We start from the raw sequence: 24245 nt of genomic DNA, 5'->3' as shown, positions 1-24245 counted from the left end.
TAAGGTGCTCGAAGTAAAAAATGTAACCGGCGGATACGACTCAAAGCCTGTAGTAAAGAATATTAATTTTCGGATGAATGCAGGCGAAGTTCTTGGAATCATTGGTCCTAACGGGAGCGGTAAATCCACGCTGTTGAAATTTATTTATGGTTCTTTGCAGCCGGAAAAAGGGAAGATTTTCATTGATAACAAACCACTGGCTGCTTTTACTCAAAAAAACTTAGCAAAAAAGATTGCAGTACTTCCACAGCAAGCTGAAAGTGCTTTTTCTTATACGGTTAGACAAGTAGTTGAACTTGGAAGATACCCTCATCAAAAAGGATGGTTTTCGTCTAACAGTAAAAAAGATGAAGAAATAGTCTACCAAGCTATGAAAGAAACCGGGGTATTGTCATTTGCAGATCAGCCAATTGATCTGTTGAGTGGTGGAGAAAAGCAGCGGGTGCTGTTAGCAAGAGCATTAGCACAAGAGCCGGATATCCTGCTTTTGGATGAACCCACGAATCATTTGGATATATCCTATCAACTAAACTTACTAGATACCTTAAAAGAATGGACTAAATCAAAACAGTTAACCGTAGTAGCTGTTCTGCATGATTTAAATATGGCAGCTATGTACAGTCATCGTATTCTGTTAATGGATCAAGGAAACCAAAGGGCACTTGATAAACCAGCGTATGTATTGGAAAGATCCCTTTTAGAGAAGGTTTACCATGCACGTCTGCAAAGAAAAGAACACCCTTCTTTTCCAAGCCCATTGATTACTTTAGAGCCATTAAAAAATGTATCCGAGCTCTCATCAGACTTACTGGATACATTAAGTATTAATGAACGGGAAGAGGCTGTTTGCATCACTTCTCCATTTTATTGGAAAACATTATCATCGGCTGTGATAGGAGAAGGTTTTGGATGGCATCGTTTTTTTGTAAACAGACACGTTGATAAAAACTATAATTGTGATAACCCTGCAGAAGAATATGCTTCATACCTTCAAAACATTTCTTTAGATACAGCTGATACTGCAGGAATGATGACGGCTGCATTATTGAAAGATGGAGCATTTGTACAATTGAAAGATGATGAGGGAGATATTTTGGTATATGCCACTGCAGGTACCTCCAATGCAGTAGACGTCTCTAAAGCTTATGAAAAAGAATCTTTACCCTTTACAGTCGGTACTATTAATATATGGATATTTGTAGATGGCAAACTCACCGAAGCAGCTTATGCTCAAGTTATGATGACAGCGACAGAAGCTAAGTCTAAAGCTTTGTTAGATAACAGTATTATAGATAGTGACACTGGAACGGCTGCTACAGGGACATCAACAGATAGCATGCTCATTGCTGCCTCTCAACAGGGCAAAGAGTTCGTATACGGCGGAACAGCCTCGCCTTTAGGTAAAAAGGTGGGTAAAGCCGTGTATGATGCTGTTTCTGAGACATTGGAGAACTACAAACAAAGAAAGAAAGAGAATGGAAAATGGGAATAACAGAAGCCCACCTTATTGCCATCACAATATCTTATCTCTTTGACAGGTTATTTGGGGACCCACGTGTTTCTTTCCATCCAGTTGTTTTAATGGGTAATATTATTTCTTATTTGGAAAAGTATCTTAATCGCGGCCGCTTCGTAAAAGGAAAAGGAATTATCACATGTTTTTTTCCGGCTGTTTTTTTGTTTATAGCTTCAGGTGCGGTAACGTTATTATCTTATCAGCTTTCGGTATGGACAGGCATCCTTACAGAAGCTTTCATATTATGGTTGATGATCGGCGGGACAAGTATGGTAAAGGAAGCTAAAAAAATATATATGCTTCTTTCACAAAATCAATTAGCTAAGGCGAGAAAACAAACGGCCATGATTGTATCAAGAGATACACTTCATATGGATGAACAGCAAATAACACGATCTGTGTTAGAAAGTACCGGAGAAAATATATCAGATAGTGTAACAGCACCGTTATTTTATGCATTTATTGGTGGAGCCCCATTAGCGGTGGTGTACCGATATGTCAACACAGCTGATGCGATGATTGGTTATACTTCACCAAGATTTAAGGAGTTCGGCTGGGCGGCAGCACGTTCAGACGATGTTTTAAACTACATCCCAGCACGTATAACTTCTTTTTTAATGATATGTACGATTTGGAAAATAAAAGCTGCTGATTGGAAGGAAGCATTGTCAGTGGTGAAAGGTTTTGCATCGTTACATGAAAGCCCTAACAGCGGTTATGGAGAAGCCGCTATGGCTGGGGTATTACAGGTGAGACTTGGTGGTCCCACTCCATACCAGGATAAATGGGTGAACCGTCCGTATTTTGGAAGAGGAGATCAACCTTTACATGCAGATCGTATAAAAGAAGGACTGATTGTATGGCATCTGTCCATTCTTTACTTTCTAAGTTTATTATGGATAGCAGGAGGAGTGTATTATGTCTTGGCCTGAACATGGAGCAATGCCCGCTGCTCTATCTGAACAACTGAACCAGGTCTCAAATAAAAGTATTATTGATTTCAGTGTGAACACCAACCCTTATGGACCTCCAGCTGATATAAAAAAGAAGCTTTCTGACTGGGTACATACAGTCCATGAATATCCTGATCCAAATTCTAATACATTGAGAAAACGCCTGGCTCAAAAATTGAGCTGTAATTTTTATAATGTTATGCCAGGTAACGGTGGAGCAGAGCTGATTCAGGCTGCAGCCAGATTGTTTACTAATAAAAAAGTCATATTAGTACAACCGACGTTTACGGAATATAAAAAAGCTTTAGAAGCTAATGGAGCAGAGATTGTTTCATATTTAACAAATGAAGAAGAGGAATGGAAATGGAAGTTTCAAGAGCTCGAGCCATTGCTGGAGAAAGCAGATGGGATATGGTTTTGCCATCCTAACAATCCAACGGGTACTGCCTCAGCATCAAAAGAAATAGAGGAACTGCTGCAATATTGTAAAACCAATAATAAGTTAACCGTAGTAGACGAAGCATTTTATGATTTTCAGGAATCACCTTTTTTATTTGAATCATTTATTAATAAAAATTTCCCTCTCATTTTACTGCGCTCTATGACAAAAATGTATACTCTGCCAGGTTTAAGAATGGGATACATGCTAGCTTCAGAAGAAATAATAAAAAAAATACAAATCTATTTACCGCCGTGGAACATTAATAGTATAGCTGGGCAAGCGATGATGTATTTAATAAATCAAGAAGAATTTGTGCATGAAACAGTTCAACTGATTCAAAAAGAGAAACAACGTGTAATCAAACAAATACAGGCTTTAAAACATATCACGGTATTTCCTTCTGACGTGAATTTTTATTTAATCCGTCACCATAACCGAACAGACATGCAGCCGCTATTAAAGTTTTTAGTACAAAATGGTATTCATGCCAGGCATACTTATCACTTTCCTGGATTAAATGGAAAGTATATTCGCTTAGCGGTAAAAAAGAAAAGTGAAAATGATCAATTACTACATATGCTTACAAGGTGGTCTGGCTGATGCTTACATTTATTTGCGGTGGTGTTAGAAGCGGAAAAAGCAGCTGGGGAGAAGATTATGCTGAAAAATTACAAGCAGGTGGAAGGCTTATATACATAGCAACAGCACGAACGACCGACTCTGAAATGAAAAAAAGAATTGACCTGCATAAAAAAGAAAGGCAATTAAGAAGTGATGCCTGGTTAACAATAGAGCAATCCAAAAGATTAGATGTTTGTGCCAAAAGTATTAGCAAAAATGACATTATTTTTTTGGATTGTTTAACAACATGGCTAAGTAATGAAGTGTTTTCAGATGTAGAGCCTCCGCAGCTTTCATCAGTAGTGAAAGACCGTGTAAAATCAGCAGTTTCCGTGTTAGAGGATGCATGCAGTCATCTCATTATTATAAGTAATGATCTATTTCAAGAACCTATCCCTGAGAGCGAACAAGTGTATAGGTATATAAAAATACTCGGAGAGCTTCACCAATACTTCACAGATCAAGCAGAGCTTGCTGTAAAAATGGAATATGGAATACCGGTGGTAATGAAAGGGGAGGTTCCAAATGAAAGGTCTGATGGTTTGGGGGACAACCTCAGATGCCGGTAAAAGTTATATCGTAACAGGTTTATGCCGTGCGTTAGCCAACCGAGGGATAAAAGTTGCTCCTTTTAAAGGACAGAATATGTCGAATAATTCTTATGTAACTTTATCAGGACATGAAATTGGCAGATCACAGGGATTACAAGCAGAAGCGGCTAAAATTTCTCCATCTGTACATATGAATCCCGTGTTATTAAAGCCTAGAAGTGACCGCAATGCAGAAGTAATCGTACAGGGGAAATCTATGGGTAGTCCGGCCGCAGCAGAATATCGCAGCAATTATTTTATAAATGCAAAAGAAGCAGTAGAAGATTCACTAGCTTTTCTATCTAAGAAGTATGATGTTATTGTGATGGAAGGAGCAGGAAGTCCTGCAGAAGTTAATTTAATGGATAAAGATCTTGCTAATTTAGTTACTGCAGAGATTGCCAATGTCCCTGCTCTTCTAACGGCGAATATCGAAAGAGGCGGAATATTTGCAAGCATGACTGGCACGCTCAATCTGCTTCCGGAAGTTCATCGAAAAAGAGTCAAGGGAATGGTTGTTAATCGTTTCAGAGGAGATCCTGCTCTTTTCCAAAATGGAGTATCATGGCTCGAGGCCAACACCGAAATCCCTGTGAATGGAGTACTTCCGGCGTTAGATATTAGAATGGAACAAGAAGATTCTCTGTCCTTTGCAGCTCTTAATACCATTAAAAGTACTGATAAACAGCAAATCGATATAGCTGTTATAGCCCTCCCCTATGTTTCTAACTTTACTGATTTAGAGCCCTTTGCAGCAGAAAAAGATGTATCTGTTCGGATTGTAAAAGAAGCAGGACAATTTGGTTCACCGGATGCAGTAATTATTCCTGGTACAAGAAGCACCATTGATGATTATGAATATTTATGTTCCATAGGAATCATTCAAAAAATTTGTGAACATAAAAAGAAAGGTACGTATATTGTTGGTATTTGCGGAGGATTTCAAATGATGGGAGAGCTATTAATAGACCAATATGGTTCTGATACGGGAATTTCTGGTAAGACAGCGAGAGGAGTGCAGGTATTTCCGATGAGCACCACGTTTATGGAATCGAAACAGACAAGACAATGGAAAGGGACTTTTGAGCAAAACAGTAAGAGGCTGCTGATCAGCGGCTTTGAAATACATACCGGTATGGACCAAATTGAATATGGAGAAGATTTCCAGCCTCTTTTTTATAACGAGGATAATAAGCCAGAAGGTATCATTTCGACTGATAATAAGTGTATCGGCAGTTATATTCATCACCTTTTTCATAATGACAGCTGGCGTAACTGGTGGCTTAATAACATCAGAAGAAGCAAAGGATTAAGCAATAAGCCGACTGTCCATTATACAGCCAATAAAGAAGAGAGATTAGATGCCCTTGGTAATGCAATAGAAAAACATTTAAATGTCAGCCAAATCATTAGAATGATGGAAATGGGCTTATCATGAGAGAAAAATTAAAACTGATTTTTCAAGGCTTTCAAATGGCGGTAGCTTTTCTTACCATTTTTCCCTCTAAAAATACAGTCTGGAAAGAAGATGCCGCTCGTTTTGCTATATTTTTTTTTCCGGTGTGCGGTTTATTGATCGGTTCAGGGGTTTTTGCTCTGCTTGTAATAAGCAGTTCCATATTTGCGCTGCCAGATTATATTTTAGCTTTTTTCATTGTTGCGCTGTTATTGGTTATGCATGGAGGGCTTCACCTAGATGGGTGGATGGACGTTAGTGACGCAGCTGCTTCTTGGCAGGATAAACAGAAACGGTTAGAGATTATGAAAGACAGCCGCACAGGAGCTGCAGCTGTATGGACTACCATTTTATTAATTGGCAGCCGGTTTCTATTTGTCCTATTTGTCCTTGAAACAGATGTGGTACCGATATGGCTTCTATTATTACTTGTTCCTGTTTTGTCTCGAACAGCTATGGGGCATTTAATTATAGCTGCCCCGCTTGCAAGGAAGGATGGGCTTGCCGCTTGGTTCCAAAGTGAGTCCAAACGGAAAGATACCTGGATTATCTTAGCAGTGTGTGCTTTCGTAATAAGTTTAATACTTGCATTTATTCCAAATGGTATGAACTCGGTAATGTTTATTATTGCTGTGGTAATTATTGCTTACTGGCTTGCACGTTTTTTATTTTTTTCTATGTTTGGAGGAGTCAATGGTGATATGGCTGGAGCTTTGTGTGAAGGAATGGAGACTGTAATATGGATGAGCAGCGCATTATATATTTCTTACGTCATGGCATGACCTATAGTAATTTTTATAAACAATATTGCGGCTGGTCAGACGCACCATTATTAAAAGAAGAGACAGAAAGATTGAAATGCAGCGCAAAACAGTTATCCGTTGACAACGTTTGGAGCAGTGACCTTTCAAGATCAGTACAAACAGCAGAGCTTTTGTTTCCGGAATTGCCTGTAAGCCGTCTAAAAAGTTTGCGAGAAATATATTTTGGTGATTTTGAAGGAAAAACATATGAAGAGCTGAAGGAAAACAAGGCATATCAAGAATGGATAAGCGATTTTTCCAATACCGCCCCTTTGAATGGAGAAAGCTTAACAAATTTTCACCAACGAATTCGAACAGGGTGGGAAACAATTAAACAAAGCAGTCAAAAAAAGATCGCAGTTATCACACACAGCGGATGGATTAGAGAATGGTGCGGATTATATGTTCCTCACTTGACCGTAAATAATCTATGGTATTTGCCATTTGGAGGAGGGCTTGCGGTTAGGTTTGATCTTAAAGGAGGAGATTGGCGTTGTATTTCGTTACAGGAGGTGCATTTAACGGAAAAAAGAAGTGGGTGTTAAAAAATTTCTCATCGATTCTTCAAAATAATTCCAATTGGCACAGTTGTTATGATGAAAAGAATCATCCTTTATTGAGACTTCCTCAATTCGAAGAAAATACTATGGTAATAGAAGGAATTGAACAGAGTTTGAAAGAATATTTAAAGGACGTTGCAAATACAGATTCAGCAGAAGAGTATTTTGAAGATTATATACTTCCTTTAATAAAGTGGGAACAGCAAGAAAGAACAAGGAAATTTATCGTAATTGGAACAGATGTAACAAAAGGAGTTGTACCAATAGATAAAGAAATAAGACGTTTTAGGGATGAGCTTGGGCGTCTTTATCAAAAACTTGAGCGTGTTGCAGATGAAACATATATCGTATGGTTTGGGATCGGTCAACGTTTATCATAGAGGAGGAATTGTGGTGAGATTATATACAAAAAGCGGAGATAAAGGGAAGACAAGCTTAATTGGCGGAAGAAGAGATAAAGATCATATCAGGGTAGAAGCTTATGGTACTTGTGATGAATTAAATTCATTTGTAGCAAAAGCTTCCGCTTCAGTGGATGAAAAATTATTCCCGGATATTCAACCTGAATTGGTTAAAATCCAGCATGAATTATTTGATTGCGGCAGTGATCTAGCTAATATTAAAAAAGAGAGAGAATTTAAAGTCAAAGAAAGTATGATCACTTTCTTAGAAGAACGTATCGATGAATATATTAAGGAAGCACCAGAACTAGAACGTTTTATTCTTCCAGGAGGATCACCGGCAGCAGCTGATATTCATGTGTGCCGCACAGTGACAAGACGAGCCGAACGAGTAACGGCGGCACTTATGAAAGAAGAAGAAATTAACAGTGAAGTCTTTAAGTATTTAAACCGTCTATCGGACTACTTTTTTGCAGTTGCTAGAGTTATCAATTATCGTATGCAAGTTGCAGACGTAGAATATGAAAGAAGTGCTGTTGTATTTCGTTCCCCAAAGAAAAAGAAAGAAAAATAGAAAAAATAAGAAGCTTTCCTGTCAATAACGGGAAAGCTTTTATTATGCTTGAAAACGTATAAAGGCTGGAATATTCCTTATACTAACAATGACTTTCATCTGGAAAGGAGCAGATTATGAATTTTTTTCGACGAAAACAATACTTTCAAGCAGCATCTCCGAAATCAAAAAAATTATCGGAGTGGCTTCCTGCTCTTTCTGATGGAAATGAAGATTTTGTTGAAGAAATAATTGAAACGTCTTATGGAAACCTGCAGTTATTTTATTATAGTACACTTATTGATCATGAACGGTTGAATGTTGATGCATTGCAGCCGTTAAAAAATTCTCCGTGGAAAACGTACAAAGACATTCAGAGAAATATATATGTAGATGAAACAGAAATAACCTCAGATATTTCAAGTGCTAATCAAAAGCTGCTAACAGGGTTTGTTGCTTGTAAACTGCCTGATCAAAAGGAAGACATTATATTAATAAAGGCGCCAGCTGATGTGCAAAGAGAGGTCACTATACCTGAAACCGAATTTAGTGTTATTGGACCGCAGGAGGCATTTGTTGAAAAATTAGAGACGAATATTTTTCTTGTTCGTCAAAGACTTCCAATTGAAGACTTGAGGATTCGAAAGCTGAAAATTGGTACGCTTTCAAATATAGAGACAGGAGTTTTTTATATTGATGGCATTGCGGAAAAAGAGAATGTGAATACTGTTATACAACGTATTCAAGAAGTGGAATTTGATGATGTATTAGGAGCGGCTGCACTCGCGCAAATGATTCAAGACCACTCACGTACAGTGTTTCCTCAATTTGTAAATACAGAGAGACCAGATAGAGTTGCTGCAGCACTAGCAGAAGGAAAAATTGTATTTATGTGTAACGGCTCACCTCAAGCCATTATTACACCGTCAACATTAGTGGAGTTTTTTTCCTCTCTGGAAGATTATTATCTTCCCTGGCATATTGCGTCTTTTGTTCGAGTGCTTCGTTTATTTTCTGTTGTTTTTTCTATTTTTGCAACACCAATTTATGTAGCAGTGCTTACGTATCACTATGAAATGATACCGAAGGATTTACTTTCTACACTGATAGCATCCAGGAGAAATATTCCTTTTCCTCCGTTGATAGAAGCAATGTTTTTAGAATTTACTATTGAGCTTTTAAGAGAAGCAGGGGCAAGACTGCCGACAAAAGTAGGGCAGACGATCGGTATTGTTGGCGGTATTGTTATCGGGCAGGCATCGGTTGAAGCAGGATTAACGAGTAATATTTTATTAATTGTGGTAGCACTTGCTGCGCTTGCCTCTTTCACTGCTCCGGTTTACCAAATGGGGAATACAATTCGTATTATTAGATTTCCATTTATCATTTTGGCAGCAATGTATGGAGCAATAGGCATTGCCATAATGCTTGCCTTTGTTATTGCCCATTTAATCCGTCTTGAATCTTTAGGGCGTCCTTATCTTGCTCCGTTTTATCCTCTCCGCCTAACAGACTGGAAAGACACATTTGTGCGTTTACCTTACAGTGCCTTACAAAAAAGGCCGCAGCAAATGCGTCCGCAATCAAAAAAAAGAATAAATTTTTCAACAGCACATGAGAAAAAAGACATTGATGAATAACAGAAAAGGAGGAGGCGAAAATGCATTCTAAAGTAAAAGAGCAGTTTCAAGTTTCTCCTTCGATGGTATTTTTTTTAATTCATGCAATCCAGGTCGGAGTAGGAATGCTTGGTTTTCAACGGACTGTTGCTAAATACAGCGGCTATGACAGCTGGATTCCAGTAATTATTGCAGGAATCATTATTTCTGTTCTTATCAGCATGATTTATTATATATTAAAAGTTAATCATAACGATATCATAGAAGTCCATCGCAACCTTTTTGGTAAATGGGTTGGAGGATTTTTTAGCATAATAATTATTCTTTACTTTTATGCACTCGGAATTCTCGTATTACGAACATATATTGAAGTGATTCAAGTATGGGTGTTTGAGGATATACCCACGTGGCTTTTAACAGTATTAGCAGCTTATTTTTTTTGTTACCTTATCGAAGGAGGATTTCGTACAGTAACAGGTCTATGTGTAGCAGGTGTGTTTATTCCTTCTATATTATTTTTTGTTTTATTAATGCCGCTTCAGTATGGAGAGTTTATAAATTTTCTTCCAGTGTGGAAACATTCGTTAAAGAATATAATTCTTGGTGTAAGAGAAACCACGATTACTTATCTAGGTTTTGAACTGCTGCTCTTGTTTTATCCTTTTATAAAGGAAGGGCACCGTTCGCAGAAATGGGCGCAGCTCGGTCACTGGACAACTGTGTTTGTCTATACCCTCTTAATGCTGGTAACATTATCTTTTTTTAGTGAAGGACAATTAAACATGACAATATGGCCGACCTTGACCCTTTTGAAAATTATTGAATTTCCGTTTATAGAACGGTTTGAATATTTAGGAATATCGCTATGGCTAATTATTATAATTCCTAACATTGGAATGGCTTTTTGGGGAGCGAGCAGAGGTATAAAAAGGCTGTTTTCCATAAAACAGCGCTATGTCATTATCGTATTGATGACAGCAGTGGTTTTTATTGTCCCGTTTCTAGACAACCGCCAGGCTGTAAATACGTTAAATAATACTATTTCGCACATTGGTTTTTGGATTATAATAGCTTACATTCCGATCATATTCATATGTCAATTTGCAGGTCAAAAAATGAGAAGGAAGCGGAAGACATGAAGAAAAAAACATTTATAACGTTTACCATTCTTATTTTAATAACTGGATGTCTTGATACCCAAATTATCGATGAAATCCTGCTTATTCAGACGGTAGGCCTTGATAAATATGATGAAGAAAAACTCAAATATTCTGTTACCTTTCCTGTATTTCTGGAACAGGGAGAAGAAAGCACACTGAATATGCAGCAGCTCTCCGTCATATCAGAAACAACCGAAGAAGCACGAAGTCTCTTGAATACAAGAGCACAGCAACCGCTCCGATATGGCCAAATACGGGTCATTTTATTTGGAAAAGATGTAGCTGTAGAAGGGGTAGAGAAATATGTTAAATCATTCTATCGCAATCCCCGGATTGGAAGTAAAATATATTTATGCATCACAGAAGGTAATACAGATGAGATATTAAATCTAAAAGGAGAAAATCAGCAGCGGGTAGGCATGTATTTTTCCGATCTTATAGAGCAAAACATAAATTTTGAAAACATACCAAAAACAAATATGCACCTTTTTTTGTTTGATCTGTACAGCGATGGAAAGGATGCTATTTTGCCGTTGATAAAAAAAGAAGGAGATCAGCCACAGTTAATTGGAACAGCACTATTTGATTTCGACCGTTACGTAGAAAGTTTGGATTTAAATAAAACGTATATTCTTAAACTTCTGCGCGACGGAAGTGAGGGTGGTACTAGTCAATTTGTAATAGAGCATGAAGGTAAGAAAGACTACGTTGTAATTGAAAATGTGTTCTCAGAAGTGAAATATAATGAAAAAACAAGAAAACCATATCCTAAATATGATATTGAGCTTAAAATTCAAGGGGAAATTACTGATCATACAGGTAATATAGATCTGAGTGACCCAAAACAAGTTGCAGAAATTGAGACTTCAGTTGGAAATCAAATAAAAACAGAAGGAGATAAATTAATTAAGAGATTTCAGGAATTAAAAATAGATCCGATAGGATTTGGTGAGAAATATAGAAGCAAAACAAGAAATTGGAAACCAAATGAATGGAAAGAAAATATTTATCCCGAAACAAAAGCAAATGTTAAGGTTGATTTAAAAATTTTACAGTCTGGCGCTATTGAGTAAAAAGTAAAATTATTTAGCATAAGGAAGACAAGCGTTCATATGTTAGAACGTAATGTTCTACAGGTGGAGGTTTAGGATGAACTATATTCAAAGGTTTATTATTGTAGGAATTTTTTCTGCAATAATGTTTTTTATCTATTTATTTATAGGCGTTTCAACGACTTATGCAGGTCCACAAGAATACATGTGGCCGGTCCAAGGAGAGTTAAGTGATACATTTGGTACAAGAGATGGAACACATTATGGAATTGATATAGCAGTAGCCAAAGGAACGGAAGTATCCGCTGCAAAAAGCGGCAGGGTCATTAAATCGTATTTCTCTTCTTCTTATGGCAATGTTATTATCCTTTCTCATGAAGATAATAAGGAAACATTATATGCACACTTATCTAAAAGATTAAAAGGTGAAGGAGAGGCAGTTAAACAAGGGGAGGTAATCGGCACTATAGGCAGCACTGGCCACTCTACGGGACCTCACTTACATTTTGAATTTCATGAAAAGGAGTGGAGGGAAGATAAAAAGTTTGCGGCTGATCCTTTAACTGTATTAAATCCTTCCAATTTACCTTATTTGATTGAGCTAAACAGAGAATTTTCAAAAAATAGTATAGCTGATAGCGAGCAGCACAAAGTGAAACCCGGTGATACACTTAGGAAGTAGCAAAAGAAAATGGCACCTCTTTGAAAAGCTTAATGCAAACGAAACAAGCTTAAAAATACTGTCATTCAACCAGGCCAATTGTTAATTCTTCCTTAAAACATTTCTGTAATATAATTATGATAAAATGAATAAAGCTTAAAAAAAAGGAAGATTGAAAATGATGGATCCTCAGTTGAAGAATTCTATTCATCTTGATACCTCATTTTTACTTTGGCTTAATAAACAGAGTGGAGGACATCAAGAAGAATGGATACTTGACGGCTTTTTATTTGTGTTAAAAAAATTATCTCTGCATGAGCAAATCAGGCTGGATAGGGACAGACATCTTCACCAGCGTTTTTGGAAAGGAATGGAGCAAGTTTTTCAAAGACATTTATTAACAAAAAGTAAGAAACCTAAAGATGTGTTTTTTTATCAATTTATTGAGACGATTGCTGAGGAAGAGGGGTGGATAAAAAAAGGTCGGTATTACGCTTCCATCACACAGAGTGGACGGGAGTTTTTACATTTATCAAGAAGAGCCCAATGGAATCATATTCTAGGATACATATGGCCTGAAAAGTAATAAAAATCCCGTGCTTCAAAGTGAGGCACGGGATTCATATATTCTTACATTATAACAACCCTCTATATATTTAAAGGCTGTCAGTCGAAGAAAGTTTAAACTTCAATTTTATCTGCAAGTTTAATTTCTTCTATGGAAGTTAAATCAGCAAGTACTTCTTTATTGGCTTCTTTATCGACAGCAAGCATCATGATGGCGTCTCCGCCTTCTTCTTTCCGTCCCACTTGCATTGTCGCAATATTTACTTGGTGTTTTCCTAGTAATTGCCCCATTTTACCAATAACCCCTGGTTTATCTGTATGTTGAATATAGATTAAGTGACCGGTTGGATAAAAGTCGACATTAAAATCATTGATCCGGACAATTCTTGGACCGTATTCTTTTACATAAGTTCCGTGAATAGTGAACGTCCGGTCTTCACCTTTAACTGCAGCTTGAACTAAATTAGAATACCCAAGAGCATTAGTCTGATGTTTTTCTCCATACGTAATACCTCGTTCTTTTGCAATAAGAGAAGCATTTACATCATTTACAGGAGCATCAATACGGCTCTGTAAAAAGCCGGCAATCAAAGAGCGGGTAAGTACGGAAGTTTCTAATTCTGTTACTTCTCCGCTGTAATGCACATCAATATCCTGTACTGGTCCTTTCATGCTTTGTGATAAAATATGGCCCATCTTTTTAGAAAGTTCATAATAAGGCTGAAGTGTTTCAAACTTTTCTTTTGACATAGCAGGAAGATTGATCGAATTCAGCGCAGGCAGACCGTTTAAAAATTGCAGAACTTCCTCTGAAACTTGAGCAGCAACATTTAACTGAGCTTCTTTAGTAGATGCAGCAATATGAGGAGTGGAAATAACCTGGTTAAAGTTCAATAATTCATTGTTTTGTGCCGGTTCTTCTTCAAACACATCGAGTGCTGCTCCTGCTACATGCCCATTTTCAAGATAGTGTTTTAAAGCATCTTCATCAATAATTCCGCCGCGGGCACAATTGATAAGAAAAACACCTTTTTTGGTTTTGTTAATGTTCTCCATCCCAAGTAAACCTTTCGTATCTTTGGTCAATGGGGTATGGACCGTAATAATATCAGCTTCAGAAAGTAAATCATCGAGTTCTGCCAAGCGGACACCAGATTTTTCTGCTCGTTCTTTTGTAAGAAATGGATCAAACACAACTGTTGTCATGTCAAATCCCCGAGCTCGTTTTGCCAGTTCAGATCCAATACGGCCAAATCCTACGATACCAAGAGTTTTGCCGCGAAGTTCTGTTCCTTGAAAAGCTTTTCTGTTCCATTCTCCGCTTTTAATAGAGGCATTTGCCTGGGGCACTTTTCTTGCTAGTGAAATAATCATAGCAAATGTATGCTCTGCTGTGGAAATAGTATTACCGTCTGGAGCATTTATCACAACAATTCCACGTTTCGTAGCAGCGTCAATGTCAATATTGTCTACGCCTACTCCAGCGCGCGCAATAATTTTTAAATGGTCCATTTTGTCCATTAGTTCTGCAGTTACGGTCGTTCCGCTTCTTACGAGGAGTGCGTCATACTGGTCAAGATCACTTGTTTCATTAACATTTTGCTGTACACACTCCATATTATCATTGTTTAATAGCGGTGCAAGACCTTCTTCGCTCATGGCATCAGATACAAGAACCCGGTAAGTCCCATTTATGATTTTCTCCTCTGTTTTCTCGGCTACTGGCTGTTGAATCATCTAACTCTCCACTCCTTTTTTTATCTAATATCTAAACCGGTATAACCTGGAGTCTCCCTGGGTTAATGATAGAGAGTTCATGGTGTCCGGCTTATTTATAATGATACGAAATCTCTGTAATGTAAAAAAACTTCCACCCACACGAATAAATTCGTGAGGGGCGGAAGTTTCCGCGGTACCACCCTCATTTTTTCAGAATTTCACATTCTGGCTCAGGGAGCGCCTGCTCCAAGATAACGGGTTATCCGTCCGCCTCTACTTACAATTTGTTCAAAGCGTCAGCTCGGAAGTGCTATCAGAAATGGTTCATACCGGTTCCCAGCTGTCCCGGCTCTCTGAAATGAATATCATTTCCTCATTCTTCCTCATTGCATTTAATATAGATTTGTGCAGCCTTGAAAGAAAAATGTCTATCATTGTTTGCAATTTATCATAAGTTTATTAAATTGTCAATTCTATATAAGGCAGAAGAGCATATTCTTGGAGTGAGAATAAAAAGGAGGGTTTTAATGATATCTTATAAAATAAAAAAAGGGGACACATTAGCAAAAGTAGCTTTTTATAATAAAGTGAGAATAGAAGATCTGCTTTTTTTTAATAAAGAAATTTTTTCCCGAATCGATTATCTTACCCCAGGAAATTACCTTCAAATCCCAGATCCCGGCCTGGCCTCTAATACTATTAAAAATACTGCTTGCTTTCATGAATATGGGTGGCGGGAACTTGAACAGGACAGAGAATATTTTAATGGGAAAATATCATCAGAAAAAATCGGTACTTCTAGAATGGGCAAACCAGTATGGCTATTTAAGACTGGACATGGTCCAAAGAAACTATTTTTTTCGGGCACATGGCATGGAAATGAATGGCTGAACACTTGGCTATTAATGCAGTTCTTGAAAGTTTTACAAAACAAAATAAATCTAAAAGAAAAGTGGAATGGAATAGATATAGATAGCTTACTAGGAGAAGCAACAATTTATGTTGTTGCGTTAGTTAATCCTGATGGAGCTGAATTAGTCCAAGAAGGACTTTTCGAAGACCATTATAATTATAAAGAAATAAAAGAAATTAATGATGGGTTTACTGATTTTCGACATTGGTCGGCTAATGCTGCCGGCGTTGATCTGAATCATCAATGGCCTGCAGGCTGGAAAGAAGAAGCACTTACTAGTCCGGCGTCTCCTTTTCCACGACATTATGGCGGCGAAGCTCCACTGACTGAACCGGAGACAAGAGCTGTCTACCAACTAACAATGAAAGAAGAGTTTTCTTATGTGCTTACTTTTCACTCACAAGGAGAGGAAATATATTGGGGCTATAGAGATAAAGAACCGCCTGTCAGCAGTGAGCTCGCGAACCGACTGGCAAGAGCAAGCTCTTTTAAATCCGTGCGGACAGCCGATAGTAAAGCGGGTTATAAAGACTGGTTTATAAATGAGTTTAAGCGTCCAGGCTTTACCATTGAGACAGGAGCAGGGCAAAATCCGCTTCCCTTTGAATCTTCTGTTCGAATTTGGATAACTTCCGTTCCTCTTATTTTAGAAAGTCTTACCTTTCCGAAATTTTCATAAAAAATGGACCCTGAAGACAGGTCCATTTTTGTTTATTACTTTTTATAACGCTCAAGGCAAGCATCAGTAAGCTCAGCTGCAGCTTGGGCATCTTCCCAGCTTCCGATTTCTGTCTTTTTATTTTCCAAATCTTTATATGTTTTAAAGAAATGAGCAATTTCATCCAGCTTGTGTGAAGGAACATCATTAATAGAATGAACATCTTTAAATCTTGGATCTTCTGTAGGAACAGCAAGCAGTTTCTGATCTTCTTCTCCGTCATCTATCATATTAAGATAACCAATAACCCGAGCATCAATGACGCATCCAGGAAAAGTTGGATTGGTAACGAGAACTAAAATATCTAATGGGTCCCCGTCAAGCGCAAGCGTTTCATCAATATAACCGTATTCTGCGGGATAAAACATAGAGGAAAAAAGGACACGGTCTAATTTGTAAACCCCTTTTTCTTTATCAAACTCGTACTTATTCTGACTGCCGGTCGGAATTTCAATTACAGCTTCTACTACTTTGTTGTCTGCAGCCATACCATTCGCCTCCTTTATTATGTATAACAATACCACTAAAAATTATAGCAGGAATCAACAAATAATAAAATCAATCGTTAGAAAAAAGTATGGAGAAATAAGAAAACACCGGGTAACGTTCCGGTGTTTTCATTCTATTCAAATTTTAACGGGTCACCTTCAAACGGTTCATCCGCAATTTTAATAGAATCGGTAGGACAGCCTTCGAAACCGTCCATCATATCCTCTTCAAGTTCTTCGGGTACTTCAACGGTTCCTGTGTTATCATCTATAATTACTTCCGCTAGTCCTTCATCATCGTAATCATAAATGTCGGGTGCAGCAGCCCCACAAGCTCCGCAGGCGATGCATGTATCTTTATCTACGATAGTATATTTTGGCATGATCTAATACCTCCTGAAGAATCATTTAATATCCATAAAAGCGATGAAGCCTGTATTAAAAATGGATTATCAATGTCTATTTCATATTGTATGCTTTCATGATAAACTTTTCAACAGAAAATGAGTAAATTCGCTGCTGATTCTTATATGAAAACGCTGTTATCTCAAGGGTTTCACTTATCCCTTTTTAAAACTGGAGGCTGGAATGAATGGATAACCTCTCTTTCCGCCAATATCTTTTTCTTTATCTGCTAGGCCGGTTTAATGGTGATCGTTCATCAAAATCAATTTTTCATCTTTTAAACGGCAAACGGTCTTCCCAAACCATACAAGACAGTAAATGGTATGGTGTATCTGAGTTTTTTTCTATGCTTCCTAAATGGACAATGACTGATTTTGATGTAGAAACGAGAAAAATGGAAAATCAACTTTTTATCGTAAATAGTGAAAATAAAGCTAAGCTGACTGAGCAAGGTAAATTATTTACAGAAAGTTTTTTTAGCCGATATAGCTGGCCGTCGATATTCAATGGCTGGAAATATGGACAAGCAGCCCCGGTTTTTTGGAAAAGAATCGCATTAACCATCCAGAGTTTATCGTTTTCCTTATCAGATAACCGAAAGTTTTTACCGGTATTTGATGATATTAAAACCCAGCGCTGGTTAAAACAAAGATGGCCAAGAATGAGAGCTGAAAAAGAGGAGCTTGCTTATTATATATATAAGGATTTGTATGGTCTTTTAAACCATCTTCCTGAAAAGGATGCTTCCGTGTTTGCAGGAAAGCTTTCAGGCCATCAGTACACAGGACAGACTCTAACACAGCTTGCTGCTGCTATGAACGAAGATATCGATGAAACGTACTTCCGTTTTCAATCAACTCTACATTATTTATTAGCACATGCCCCACAGACTACTTATTTAAAAGAGGTGGCAGAGGGACTTCTTCATGAGCAAGTGTTGACGTCAACAACAAAGAAAACGAAGCGGTACTTACATCAGGGCTTAACAATTGATGAAATAGCAGAAATTAGGGGGTTAAAAAAAAGCACTATTGAAGATCACATAGTAGAACTTGTCTCAGAAGGTGCTGAATTTTCTGTTGAAAAGTATGTATCCAAGCCTTTACAAAAAAGAATTTTGACAACTGTTCAAAACTCAGGGACTTACCGTTTAAAAGTTATAAAAGAAACATTAGCAAATGAAGGAATGATAGTTGACTATTTTTCCATTCGACTTACTTTAGCTTTTTTTGGAGGAGGAAATGAAAACGCTGGATAATTATTTGTACCATTATTTTGGTTATGACTCATTTAAAGACAAGCAAAAGGAAATTATCAAGGCAGTAATGGAGAAAAGAGATGTTTTTGCTATGTTAGCTACCGGAACAGGTAAGTCCCTGTGTTATCAACTTCCAGCTCTTGTAAGTGATGCGTTGACGATTGTAATTTCTCCTTTAATCGCATTGATGCAAAATCAAGTTCAAGAGTTAAAACAAAAAGGCATTAAAAGAACAGCATCCTACAACAGTTTTTTAACCTATGATGAAAAAAGATATATTTTAAAAAACTTATCATTTTATAAAATTCTTTACATATCACCGGAGAGTATTCAGCTGCAGGAAGTATTGCAGTATCTTTGTAAACAAAAGATTTCGCTGTTAGCGGTAGATGAAGCTCACTGTATATCTCAATGGGGCCATGAATTTAGAACAGATTATATGAAGTTAAACAGCATACGATATGCGCTTGGAAACCCGCCTTGCCTGGCCTTAACTGCAACAGCTGCACCAGAAGTACAAAGAGATATTCTACAGCAATTACAGTTACAAGACCCTGTCATATTTAATGATTCAATAGACCGTAAAAATATTACAATGAGTGTTGTATCAGCTAGCAGTGAAGAGGAAAAGAAAAAAATATTGCTTGATTATTTGAAAAGACTTCCTATTCCAGGAATGGTATATGTCTCCAGCAGAAAAAAAGCTGAAGATTTGTCTATAAAGTTAAAAGAGGAAACGGCTCTTTCAGCTTTTTCATACCATGGGGGAATGACTCAAGAAGATAGAAATTTAATTCAGCAGCAGTTTTTATCGGGAGAGACCGATGTTATTTGCTGTACGAATGCGTTTGGGATGGGAATTAATAAGCCGGATATACGTTTTATTATTCACTACGATTATCCTAAAGACATAGAATCTTATGTACAGGAAATAGGAAGAGCAGGAAGAGATGGAGAGCAAAGTACTGCTATTCTTATAAGATCAAATAGAGATCAAATTTTTCCGCGCCGACTGATAGATAATGAGTTTCCTGATGACCATCACATCACCGCGGTCAGTAAGGAAATAGAGGGCATGTTGTCAGGGGAAATTATTGAGAAGACATTAGTGGACATGTTTGGAATTGAAGAAATTCATGCACGCTTTTTCAGTCATTATTGGAAAGAATGGCAGAAACAAGTTTCTAAAAATAAATCGAGTGATTTTAAAGAGTATATAGAAAGCATTTTTTATCAAAGAAAAAGATGGAAATATAAGAAACTTAACCAAATAGAAGAGTGGATGTGGGATGATAAGAAATGCAGAAGAACAAGACTGATAAAATATTTTGGGGAATATCAGACAAGTGCTCCAGAACAGTGCTGCGATATATGCGGTTTAACGCAGCCATTAATTAAAGAAAAACACCATAAGGAAGAAGAAGTGAAAAAAAATATAACATGGAAAGGTCGCCTGGCTGCTTTGCTTCACCAACACAGCTAAATATTTTTAAGCCGAAAAAGTGGTGATGTGTTAAAATGAAAGAAAAGATAAGCCTCTTAAAGTCGAAAAGGGTGATTCATAATGAACTCCAACCGACAAGGTGACCAGGCAGAAAATCTTCGCAGACGTGCTCAAAGAAAAAAATTAAATAGAAACAGTTCAATAGATGTCACTTCTCTGCCCCCACGAAAAGAAGTACATAAAAAGAAAGTTCGGATGAATTTTCCTATGGCACGTCTTCTGCTCCTATTATTTATTTTCATCGTATTAATTGCTGCGGCAGTATTTTTTTTGATTGGTTAATTACGGACTTTATTTCCTTTTATGAAGATACCTGGATAAGGTCCCGCTGGCCTATGAAAATAAAACGGGATCTTTCAAAACACTTGCCAGCTACGCAAATCAGCTGTTCAGAATATCGTTCTATCTGGCCAAATGCCATAGTTGTTTCTGTGCGTGTGCAATACACTTCAATAGGGATACCTAATCTGTAATTATAGTCGACATCATGGTCTGTTATAAGCGAGCGGCACTTCAGTTTGTTTAATAACATTGGTTCCGCCTCCTGTTTAAAAGGTACTCTTATTAGTATAACGAAATTTATTTGAATTATCAAATAATTATAACGGGAAGAGTCCTCTAAAAAGAGGAAATTAATTTTTACAGCCCCATTCTTATCACCAACTGTAAACCGTCCCCGGTAGAGAACTTTTCGAGCTGTATTGATTTTCTTCTGTTAAAGGCGAAGACAGCAGCAGCCCAATAAAACAAATAACAACTCCTATTCCCATAAGTATAAATGGAAGAGCTAAACTCTTTTTTTTAAGTAATAAGAAAAGCAACAGAAAAAATCCTCCGCCAAATAAAGCTGTTCCTATTAAAAATATGGTTAAATCCATCTTTTGCGTCTCTCCCTTTGGAACATTATCTCTTTAAGTATAAAATAGATCGGAAACGATTTTCCACATTTGACAGAATGTTTCTAAGAACGTTCTTATTCAATAAAAATTATTATGTAACAGAATTGATTAACACAGGAACTTTCAAAGAATTAATATAAAAAACCAGAAAAAATGGGCGGTAATGTTCTAAAACAAATTGACATTTTGTTAACTGTTATAATACAATGTAGAAAAGGTCGAAAGGGGAAAGTACAATGAAAAAAATTACTGAATTTTTTAGAAACCTGCCGCCAAAACATTGTTCGGATTGTGGAGAAGTGATGGAAGAACAGCATGAATCGTATATGAACCAATGTGATAAATGTTTAAGAAATACTGATATATAAAATTATCCTAAGGTTTAAAGAACGGGCTGCCGTTCTTTTTTTTTGGAAAATTATTTAAATTTCAGGTGCCTTCCGCTGGTATTCTACCTGCTGTATAATATGGTGGAGCGTGGAAAAAGGTTGGAAAGGTCGATTGTAAATGAGATTAAAAAGGGTGATTGTTTATCTTTTATTCTTTTGGATTATTTTTATGGGAATAGAAGCGAAAAGAAACAGGTTAAGGAATGAAGAGCTTTATTTGAAAAAATTACCAAAAAGCTTCTGTAATAAATGCATTTATTTTATATCTGATATTCATTTCCGCTGCATTCCTGACAAACTAGTAAAGAAAGTAAAAAATAAAGCCGAACTGGTTATTATTGGTGGAGACATTATGGAGGCAGGGGTTCCTTTAGCCAGAGTGCGGGATAACATTAGAAAACTTAAGGAAATTGGCACAGTAATATTTGTATGGGGAAACAATGATGCAGAAGTGCGAGAAGATTTACTGGTTTTACTTGAGGAAGAAGAGGTTATTATTTTAGAAAACAGTATTTTCCAATGGCGTCTTAACAATGAAGTTTTAAATATAGCAGGCTTGATGGACAGGCATCAAGTATTAAATGAAACAGAATTTAAAGAGAAAAGACAAAAAAGCATACCAATATTAACCATACATGACCCAGCCGTGTTAGATCAGTTAACTGCACCGTTTGTTTTTGAGGCTGCATTAAGCGGCCACACACATGGAGGGCAGATACGTTTAGGTCTATTGGGAATTCGGGAAAAAGGCGGTTGGAAGACACGTCGGGGAATACAGCTGCTTATAAGTAATGGTTATGGCACTACAACCTTACCGCTGAGATGGGGGGCCCCCGCCGAATCACATCTTATCACTCTTAAACGAAGAGCCTAATTATGTCTTCACCCCTCCGTGCCGCAATGAATATAGTATAGCAGGTTAACAACAGCATAGGCACGACAACGGCAGAATCAGGAGGACTTGAAATGGAGATATACACCTGGCCGGGAGACCGTTTAAAAGTTCATCTCACAAGACAAGAGCTTTTAGATAACGGAATTGATCCACATAATGGATGTATAAATAATGAACGTGCAGAATTATTTTTCACCTCGCTTCTAAAAATGATATCCGACCATTTTAACGTTCAGCAAAATGCACAGCTGGATGCGGAAATTAATGAAGCGGAAAAAGATACCATCCATCTAGTTATAAGTTTTTTTGATGAAGAGGGGGATAAAATCAGTTTGTTAAGCGCAGAGAAAAAGCCCAAAAATACTTTGTTATTTCGTTTTAACCGTAAAGATGACTTGCTTGCTTTAGCAGAACGAGCAGCACATCACAAAATAAAAGGCGGCATGTTAATAGAATGGAATCCATATTACTATCTTTATTTTACTTTTCATAAAGCAAAGGTGCCTGCACTTCTCTCACCACTTCTCGAAGAATACGGAGAAAAAGCATATGTAGACCCGGTTATAACAAGAAAAAAAGGGAAAATATTAAAAACGAAATCTGCTCTTCAATCCTTAGCATCGAGGCAAATATAAACTTTTCTTTTTACAAGGTTGTAGTGGAAATAAAAACATTTATTCTTTATAGTAGTAATTGATTAGGCAGTGTATAGATTAGTCAACAAGCAAATGCTTCAGGGGTGAAAAGTATGGAGGAACATGAAAAACACAATCAAGAAAATGCAATGGATGAGCAGCTTGAAAACATGAATGTTCTTGATTCTACTCAGACAGTAATTAAAAATGCTTTAGATAAATTAGGCTATCCAGAAGAAGTTTTTGAACTTATGAAAGAGCCCATGCGCTTATTAACCGTTCGCATACCTGTAAAAATGGATGATGGTACAACAAAAGTTTTTACAGGTTACAGAGCGCAGCACAATGATGCAGTTGGCCCTACAAAAGGCGGCGTCCGTTTTCACCCTGATGTGACAGAACAGGAAGTGAAAGCTTTATCGATTTGGATGTCCTTAAAGGCCGGGATTGTGGATCTTCCTTACGGAGGTGGAAAAGGCGGAATAATATGTGACCCAAGAAAAATGTCATTTCATGAATTAGAAAGACTTAGCCGCGGGTATGTTCGTGCTATTAGTCAGATTGTAGGCCCAACCAAAGATATTCCTGCGCCTGATGTTTTTACTAATTCTCAAATCATGGCTTGGATGCTTGACGAATACAGCAGAATTCGTGAATTTGACTCGCCTGGCTTTATAACCGGCAAACCAATTGTGCTTGGAGGTTCCCATGGAAGAGAATCTGCAACAGCAAAAGGTGTTACAATTTGCATTAGAGAAGCTGCGAAGAAAAAGGGGTTAAATTTGCAGGAAGCCAGGATTGTTATTCAAGGTTTTGGAAATGCGGGCAGTTTTCTTGCGAAGTTCATGCATGACGCTGGCGCCAAAGTTGTTGGAATAGCAGATGCACACGGAGCTTTATATGATCCTGATGGTCTTGATATTGATTATTTACTTGATCGTAGAGATTCTTTTGGAACGGTAACAAACCTTTTTAAGGATCGTCTTTCCAATCAGGAGCTTCTGGAAGTTGATTGTGATATTTTGGTGCCTGCTGCCATTGAAAATCAAATTACCGAGAAGAATGCCCACCATATCAAAGCTGGGATTGTGGTAGAAGCAGCAAATGGTCCGACAACTTTAAAAGCAACAAAAATATTATCTGAAAGAGGTATCTTGTTAGTACCAGATGTGCTTGCCAGCTCAGGAGGCGTAACAGTTTCCTATTTTGAATGGGTGCAGAATAATCAAGGGTATTATTGGACGGAAGAGGAAGTAGAGACAAAACTTGAACAAGTAATGGTTCATGCCTTTGAAAACATATATAAATTAGCTTATGGAAGAAAAGTCGATATGCGATTAGCAGCTTATATGATTGGTGTCCGTAAAATGGCAGAAGCTTCCCGTTTTCGCGGATGGATATAATACCAAGCTATTTGTTAACATATCTTTCAGACTCGCCATTTTCGGCGGGTTTTCTTTCATTAAAA

The 24245-nt window shown here is 37.4% G+C and carries 27 protein-coding genes and 1 other annotated feature; of the genes, 22 read left to right on the top strand and 5 right to left on the bottom strand.

The window, feature by feature from the left end; translation table 11 throughout:
• Positions 1-4: 4 nt before the first annotated feature.
• The 14 genes from ACE1TI_RS06445 to ACE1TI_RS06380 all read left to right on the top strand — a co-directional run bounded on the left by ACE1TI_RS06445 (position 5) and on the right by ACE1TI_RS06380 (position 12973).
• Positions 5-1492, top strand: a complete 1488-nt coding sequence (locus ACE1TI_RS06445) for a heme ABC transporter ATP-binding protein (protein ID WP_375006766.1) — start codon at positions 5-7, stop codon at positions 1490-1492.
• On the top strand, positions 1483-2448 hold the full coding sequence (gene cbiB, locus ACE1TI_RS06440) for an adenosylcobinamide-phosphate synthase CbiB (protein ID WP_375006765.1): 966 nt from the start codon (positions 1483-1485) through the stop codon (positions 2446-2448). Before ACE1TI_RS06445 ends, cbiB begins: the two co-directional genes overlap by 10 nt.
• A complete protein-coding gene (gene cobD, locus ACE1TI_RS06435) occupies positions 2435-3511 on the top strand; it encodes a threonine-phosphate decarboxylase CobD (protein ID WP_375006764.1) in 1077 nt (358 codons plus the stop codon). The genes cbiB and cobD overlap by 14 nt, the downstream gene beginning before the upstream one ends.
• On the top strand, positions 3511-4101 hold the full coding sequence (locus ACE1TI_RS06430; protein WP_375006763.1) for a bifunctional adenosylcobinamide kinase/adenosylcobinamide-phosphate guanylyltransferase: 591 nt from the start codon (positions 3511-3513) through the stop codon (positions 4099-4101). Before cobD ends, ACE1TI_RS06430 begins: the two co-directional genes overlap by 1 nt.
• Positions 4058-5560 carry a cobyric acid synthase gene (locus ACE1TI_RS06425; RefSeq protein WP_375006762.1) on the top strand — a complete coding sequence of 501 codons (1503 nt, stop codon included), beginning with the start codon at positions 4058-4060 and terminating at the stop codon, positions 5558-5560. The genes ACE1TI_RS06430 and ACE1TI_RS06425 overlap by 44 nt, the downstream gene beginning before the upstream one ends.
• Positions 5557-6360: an adenosylcobinamide-GDP ribazoletransferase gene (locus ACE1TI_RS06420; RefSeq protein ID WP_375006761.1), complete on the top strand. Its 804-nt coding sequence runs from the start codon at positions 5557-5559 to the stop codon at positions 6358-6360. Before ACE1TI_RS06425 ends, ACE1TI_RS06420 begins: the two co-directional genes overlap by 4 nt.
• A complete protein-coding gene (locus tag ACE1TI_RS06415) occupies positions 6318-6926 on the top strand; it encodes a histidine phosphatase family protein (RefSeq protein ID WP_375006760.1) in 609 nt (202 codons plus the stop codon). Before ACE1TI_RS06420 ends, ACE1TI_RS06415 begins: the two co-directional genes overlap by 43 nt.
• The gene (locus tag ACE1TI_RS06410; RefSeq protein WP_375006759.1) at positions 6875-7321 is read left to right on the top strand and encodes a bifunctional adenosylcobinamide kinase/adenosylcobinamide-phosphate guanylyltransferase; all 447 of its coding nucleotides are present in this window, start codon (positions 6875-6877) and stop codon (positions 7319-7321) included. Before ACE1TI_RS06415 ends, ACE1TI_RS06410 begins: the two co-directional genes overlap by 52 nt.
• Positions 7322-7334: 13 nt before the next feature.
• Positions 7335-7916: a cob(I)yrinic acid a,c-diamide adenosyltransferase gene (locus ACE1TI_RS06405; protein WP_375006758.1), complete on the top strand. Its 582-nt coding sequence runs from the start codon at positions 7335-7337 to the stop codon at positions 7914-7916.
• A 116-nt stretch (positions 7917-8032) separates the two neighbouring features.
• A complete protein-coding gene (locus tag ACE1TI_RS06400) occupies positions 8033-9535 on the top strand; it encodes a spore germination protein (protein ID WP_375006757.1) in 1503 nt (500 codons plus the stop codon).
• 20 nt (positions 9536-9555) lie between these two features.
• Entirely contained in the window at positions 9556-10653 is a 1098-nt protein-coding gene (locus ACE1TI_RS06395; RefSeq protein WP_375006756.1) for a GerAB/ArcD/ProY family transporter, read from the top strand.
• Entirely contained in the window at positions 10650-11747 is a 1098-nt protein-coding gene (locus ACE1TI_RS06390) for a Ger(x)C family spore germination protein (RefSeq protein ID WP_375006755.1), read from the top strand. The genes ACE1TI_RS06395 and ACE1TI_RS06390 overlap by 4 nt, the downstream gene beginning before the upstream one ends.
• Before the next feature lie 76 nt (positions 11748-11823).
• Positions 11824-12408 (top strand): M23 family metallopeptidase, encoded by a 585-nt coding sequence (locus tag ACE1TI_RS06385; protein WP_375006754.1) that lies wholly within the window; start codon positions 11824-11826, stop codon positions 12406-12408.
• Between the two features lie 157 nt (positions 12409-12565).
• Positions 12566-12973, top strand: a complete 408-nt coding sequence (locus tag ACE1TI_RS06380) for a hypothetical protein (RefSeq protein WP_375006753.1) — start codon at positions 12566-12568, stop codon at positions 12971-12973.
• Positions 12974-13068: 95 nt separating this feature from the next.
• Here ACE1TI_RS06380 and serA read toward each other — a convergent pair whose 3' ends face one another.
• Entirely contained in the window at positions 13069-14691 is a 1623-nt protein-coding gene (gene serA, locus ACE1TI_RS06375) for a phosphoglycerate dehydrogenase (RefSeq protein ID WP_375006752.1), read from the bottom strand.
• A gap of 153 nt (positions 14692-14844) precedes the next feature.
• Positions 14845-15069 (bottom strand) — a binding site (T-box leader).
• Positions 15070-15200: 131 nt separating this feature from the next.
• On the opposite strand from serA, the gene ACE1TI_RS06370 reads away from it, so the two are divergent.
• Positions 15201-16265, top strand: a complete 1065-nt coding sequence (locus tag ACE1TI_RS06370; protein WP_375006751.1) for a M14 family metallopeptidase — start codon at positions 15201-15203, stop codon at positions 16263-16265.
• A 35-nt stretch (positions 16266-16300) separates the two neighbouring features.
• Here the strand turns inward: ACE1TI_RS06370 and ACE1TI_RS06365 are convergent, their stop codons facing one another.
• Complete coding sequence (locus tag ACE1TI_RS06365) at positions 16301-16792, bottom strand: inorganic diphosphatase (protein WP_375006750.1); 492 nt, start codon at positions 16790-16792, stop codon at positions 16301-16303.
• Positions 16793-16926: 134 nt separating this feature from the next.
• Entirely contained in the window at positions 16927-17175 is a 249-nt protein-coding gene (locus ACE1TI_RS06360) for a ferredoxin (RefSeq protein WP_375006749.1), read from the bottom strand.
• 209 nt (positions 17176-17384) lie between these two features.
• Between ACE1TI_RS06360 and ACE1TI_RS06355 the strand changes: the two genes are divergently transcribed.
• The 3 genes from ACE1TI_RS06355 to ACE1TI_RS06345 all read left to right on the top strand — a co-directional run bounded on the left by ACE1TI_RS06355 (position 17385) and on the right by ACE1TI_RS06345 (position 20241).
• Entirely contained in the window at positions 17385-18455 is a 1071-nt protein-coding gene (locus ACE1TI_RS06355; RefSeq protein ID WP_375006748.1) for a YpbB family protein, read from the top strand.
• A complete protein-coding gene (locus tag ACE1TI_RS06350; RefSeq protein ID WP_375006747.1) occupies positions 18439-19938 on the top strand; it encodes a RecQ family ATP-dependent DNA helicase in 1500 nt (499 codons plus the stop codon). The genes ACE1TI_RS06355 and ACE1TI_RS06350 overlap by 17 nt, the downstream gene beginning before the upstream one ends.
• Before the next feature lie 81 nt (positions 19939-20019).
• Positions 20020-20241, top strand: a complete 222-nt coding sequence (locus ACE1TI_RS06345) for a hypothetical protein (protein ID WP_375006746.1) — start codon at positions 20020-20022, stop codon at positions 20239-20241.
• A gap of 19 nt (positions 20242-20260) precedes the next feature.
• Here ACE1TI_RS06345 and ACE1TI_RS06340 read toward each other — a convergent pair whose 3' ends face one another.
• Positions 20261-20491 (bottom strand): hypothetical protein, encoded by a 231-nt coding sequence (locus tag ACE1TI_RS06340; protein ID WP_375006745.1) that lies wholly within the window; start codon positions 20489-20491, stop codon positions 20261-20263.
• A 124-nt stretch (positions 20492-20615) separates the two neighbouring features.
• Positions 20616-20837 carry a hypothetical protein gene (locus tag ACE1TI_RS06335; RefSeq protein ID WP_375006744.1) on the bottom strand — a complete coding sequence of 74 codons (222 nt, stop codon included), beginning with the start codon at positions 20835-20837 and terminating at the stop codon, positions 20616-20618.
• A gap of 257 nt (positions 20838-21094) precedes the next feature.
• Between ACE1TI_RS06335 and yhfH the strand changes: the two genes are divergently transcribed.
• The 4 genes from yhfH to ACE1TI_RS06315 all read left to right on the top strand — a co-directional run bounded on the left by yhfH (position 21095) and on the right by ACE1TI_RS06315 (position 24180).
• On the top strand, positions 21095-21226 hold the full coding sequence (gene yhfH / locus ACE1TI_RS06330) for a protein YhfH (RefSeq protein ID WP_375006743.1): 132 nt from the start codon (positions 21095-21097) through the stop codon (positions 21224-21226).
• Between the two features lie 139 nt (positions 21227-21365).
• The gene (locus ACE1TI_RS06325; RefSeq protein ID WP_375006742.1) at positions 21366-22121 is read left to right on the top strand and encodes a metallophosphoesterase; all 756 of its coding nucleotides are present in this window, start codon (positions 21366-21368) and stop codon (positions 22119-22121) included.
• A 92-nt stretch (positions 22122-22213) separates the two neighbouring features.
• Positions 22214-22777 carry an adaptor protein MecA gene (locus ACE1TI_RS06320; protein WP_375006741.1) on the top strand — a complete coding sequence of 188 codons (564 nt, stop codon included), beginning with the start codon at positions 22214-22216 and terminating at the stop codon, positions 22775-22777.
• Positions 22778-22926: 149 nt separating this feature from the next.
• On the top strand, positions 22927-24180 hold the full coding sequence (locus tag ACE1TI_RS06315; protein WP_375006812.1) for a Glu/Leu/Phe/Val family dehydrogenase: 1254 nt from the start codon (positions 22927-22929) through the stop codon (positions 24178-24180).
• Positions 24181-24245 lie beyond the last annotated feature (65 nt).

Source organism: Alteribacillus sp. JSM 102045, from assembly GCF_041949975.1.
Classification (GTDB): domain Bacteria; phylum Bacillota; class Bacilli; order Bacillales; family Marinococcaceae; genus Alteribacillus.
The sequence above is the reverse complement of the archived record's forward strand: the minus strand, read 5'-3'. Positions and strand labels throughout refer to the sequence as shown.

Excerpts from the sequence above, each read along its gene's own strand:
- ACE1TI_RS06390 (WP_375006755.1), top strand. The coding sequence starts at position 10,650 with ATGAAGAAAAAAACATTTATAACGTTTACCATTCTTATTTTAATAACT.
- ACE1TI_RS06430 (WP_375006763.1), top strand. The coding sequence starts at position 3,511 with ATGCTTACATTTATTTGCGGTGGTGTTAGAAGCGGAAAAAGCAGCTGG.
- cobD (WP_375006764.1), top strand. The coding sequence starts at position 2,435 with ATGTCTTGGCCTGAACATGGAGCAATGCCCGCTGCTCTATCTGAACAA.
- ACE1TI_RS06400 (WP_375006757.1), top strand. The coding sequence starts at position 8,033 with ATGAATTTTTTTCGACGAAAACAATACTTTCAAGCAGCATCTCCGAAA.
- ACE1TI_RS06340 (WP_375006745.1), bottom strand. The coding sequence starts at position 20,491 with ATGTTATTAAACAAACTGAAGTGCCGCTCGCTTATAACAGACCATGAT.
- ACE1TI_RS06350 (WP_375006747.1), top strand. The coding sequence starts at position 18,439 with ATGAAAACGCTGGATAATTATTTGTACCATTATTTTGGTTATGACTCA.
- ACE1TI_RS06360 (WP_375006749.1), bottom strand. The coding sequence starts at position 17,175 with ATGCCAAAATATACTATCGTAGATAAAGATACATGCATCGCCTGCGGA.
- ACE1TI_RS06425 (WP_375006762.1), top strand. The coding sequence starts at position 4,058 with ATGAAAGGTCTGATGGTTTGGGGGACAACCTCAGATGCCGGTAAAAGT.
- ACE1TI_RS06325 (WP_375006742.1), top strand. The coding sequence starts at position 21,366 with ATGAGATTAAAAAGGGTGATTGTTTATCTTTTATTCTTTTGGATTATT.
- ACE1TI_RS06415 (WP_375006760.1), top strand. The coding sequence starts at position 6,318 with ATGGATGAGCAGCGCATTATATATTTCTTACGTCATGGCATGACCTAT.
- ACE1TI_RS06345 (WP_375006746.1), top strand. The coding sequence starts at position 20,020 with ATGAACTCCAACCGACAAGGTGACCAGGCAGAAAATCTTCGCAGACGT.
- ACE1TI_RS06395 (WP_375006756.1), top strand. The coding sequence starts at position 9,556 with ATGCATTCTAAAGTAAAAGAGCAGTTTCAAGTTTCTCCTTCGATGGTA.
- ACE1TI_RS06380 (WP_375006753.1), top strand. The coding sequence starts at position 12,566 with ATGATGGATCCTCAGTTGAAGAATTCTATTCATCTTGATACCTCATTT.
- serA (WP_375006752.1), bottom strand. The coding sequence starts at position 14,691 with ATGATTCAACAGCCAGTAGCCGAGAAAACAGAGGAGAAAATCATAAAT.
- cbiB (WP_375006765.1), top strand. The coding sequence starts at position 1,483 with ATGGGAATAACAGAAGCCCACCTTATTGCCATCACAATATCTTATCTC.
- ACE1TI_RS06320 (WP_375006741.1), top strand. The coding sequence starts at position 22,214 with ATGGAGATATACACCTGGCCGGGAGACCGTTTAAAAGTTCATCTCACA.
- ACE1TI_RS06335 (WP_375006744.1), bottom strand. The coding sequence starts at position 20,837 with ATGGATTTAACCATATTTTTAATAGGAACAGCTTTATTTGGCGGAGGA.
- ACE1TI_RS06315 (WP_375006812.1), top strand. The coding sequence starts at position 22,927 with ATGGATGAGCAGCTTGAAAACATGAATGTTCTTGATTCTACTCAGACA.
- yhfH (WP_375006743.1), top strand. The coding sequence starts at position 21,095 with ATGAAAAAAATTACTGAATTTTTTAGAAACCTGCCGCCAAAACATTGT.
- ACE1TI_RS06365 (WP_375006750.1), bottom strand. The coding sequence starts at position 16,792 with ATGGCTGCAGACAACAAAGTAGTAGAAGCTGTAATTGAAATTCCGACC.
- ACE1TI_RS06385 (WP_375006754.1), top strand. The coding sequence starts at position 11,824 with ATGAACTATATTCAAAGGTTTATTATTGTAGGAATTTTTTCTGCAATA.
- ACE1TI_RS06420 (WP_375006761.1), top strand. The coding sequence starts at position 5,557 with ATGAGAGAAAAATTAAAACTGATTTTTCAAGGCTTTCAAATGGCGGTA.
- ACE1TI_RS06370 (WP_375006751.1), top strand. The coding sequence starts at position 15,201 with ATGATATCTTATAAAATAAAAAAAGGGGACACATTAGCAAAAGTAGCT.
- ACE1TI_RS06355 (WP_375006748.1), top strand. The coding sequence starts at position 17,385 with ATGGATAACCTCTCTTTCCGCCAATATCTTTTTCTTTATCTGCTAGGC.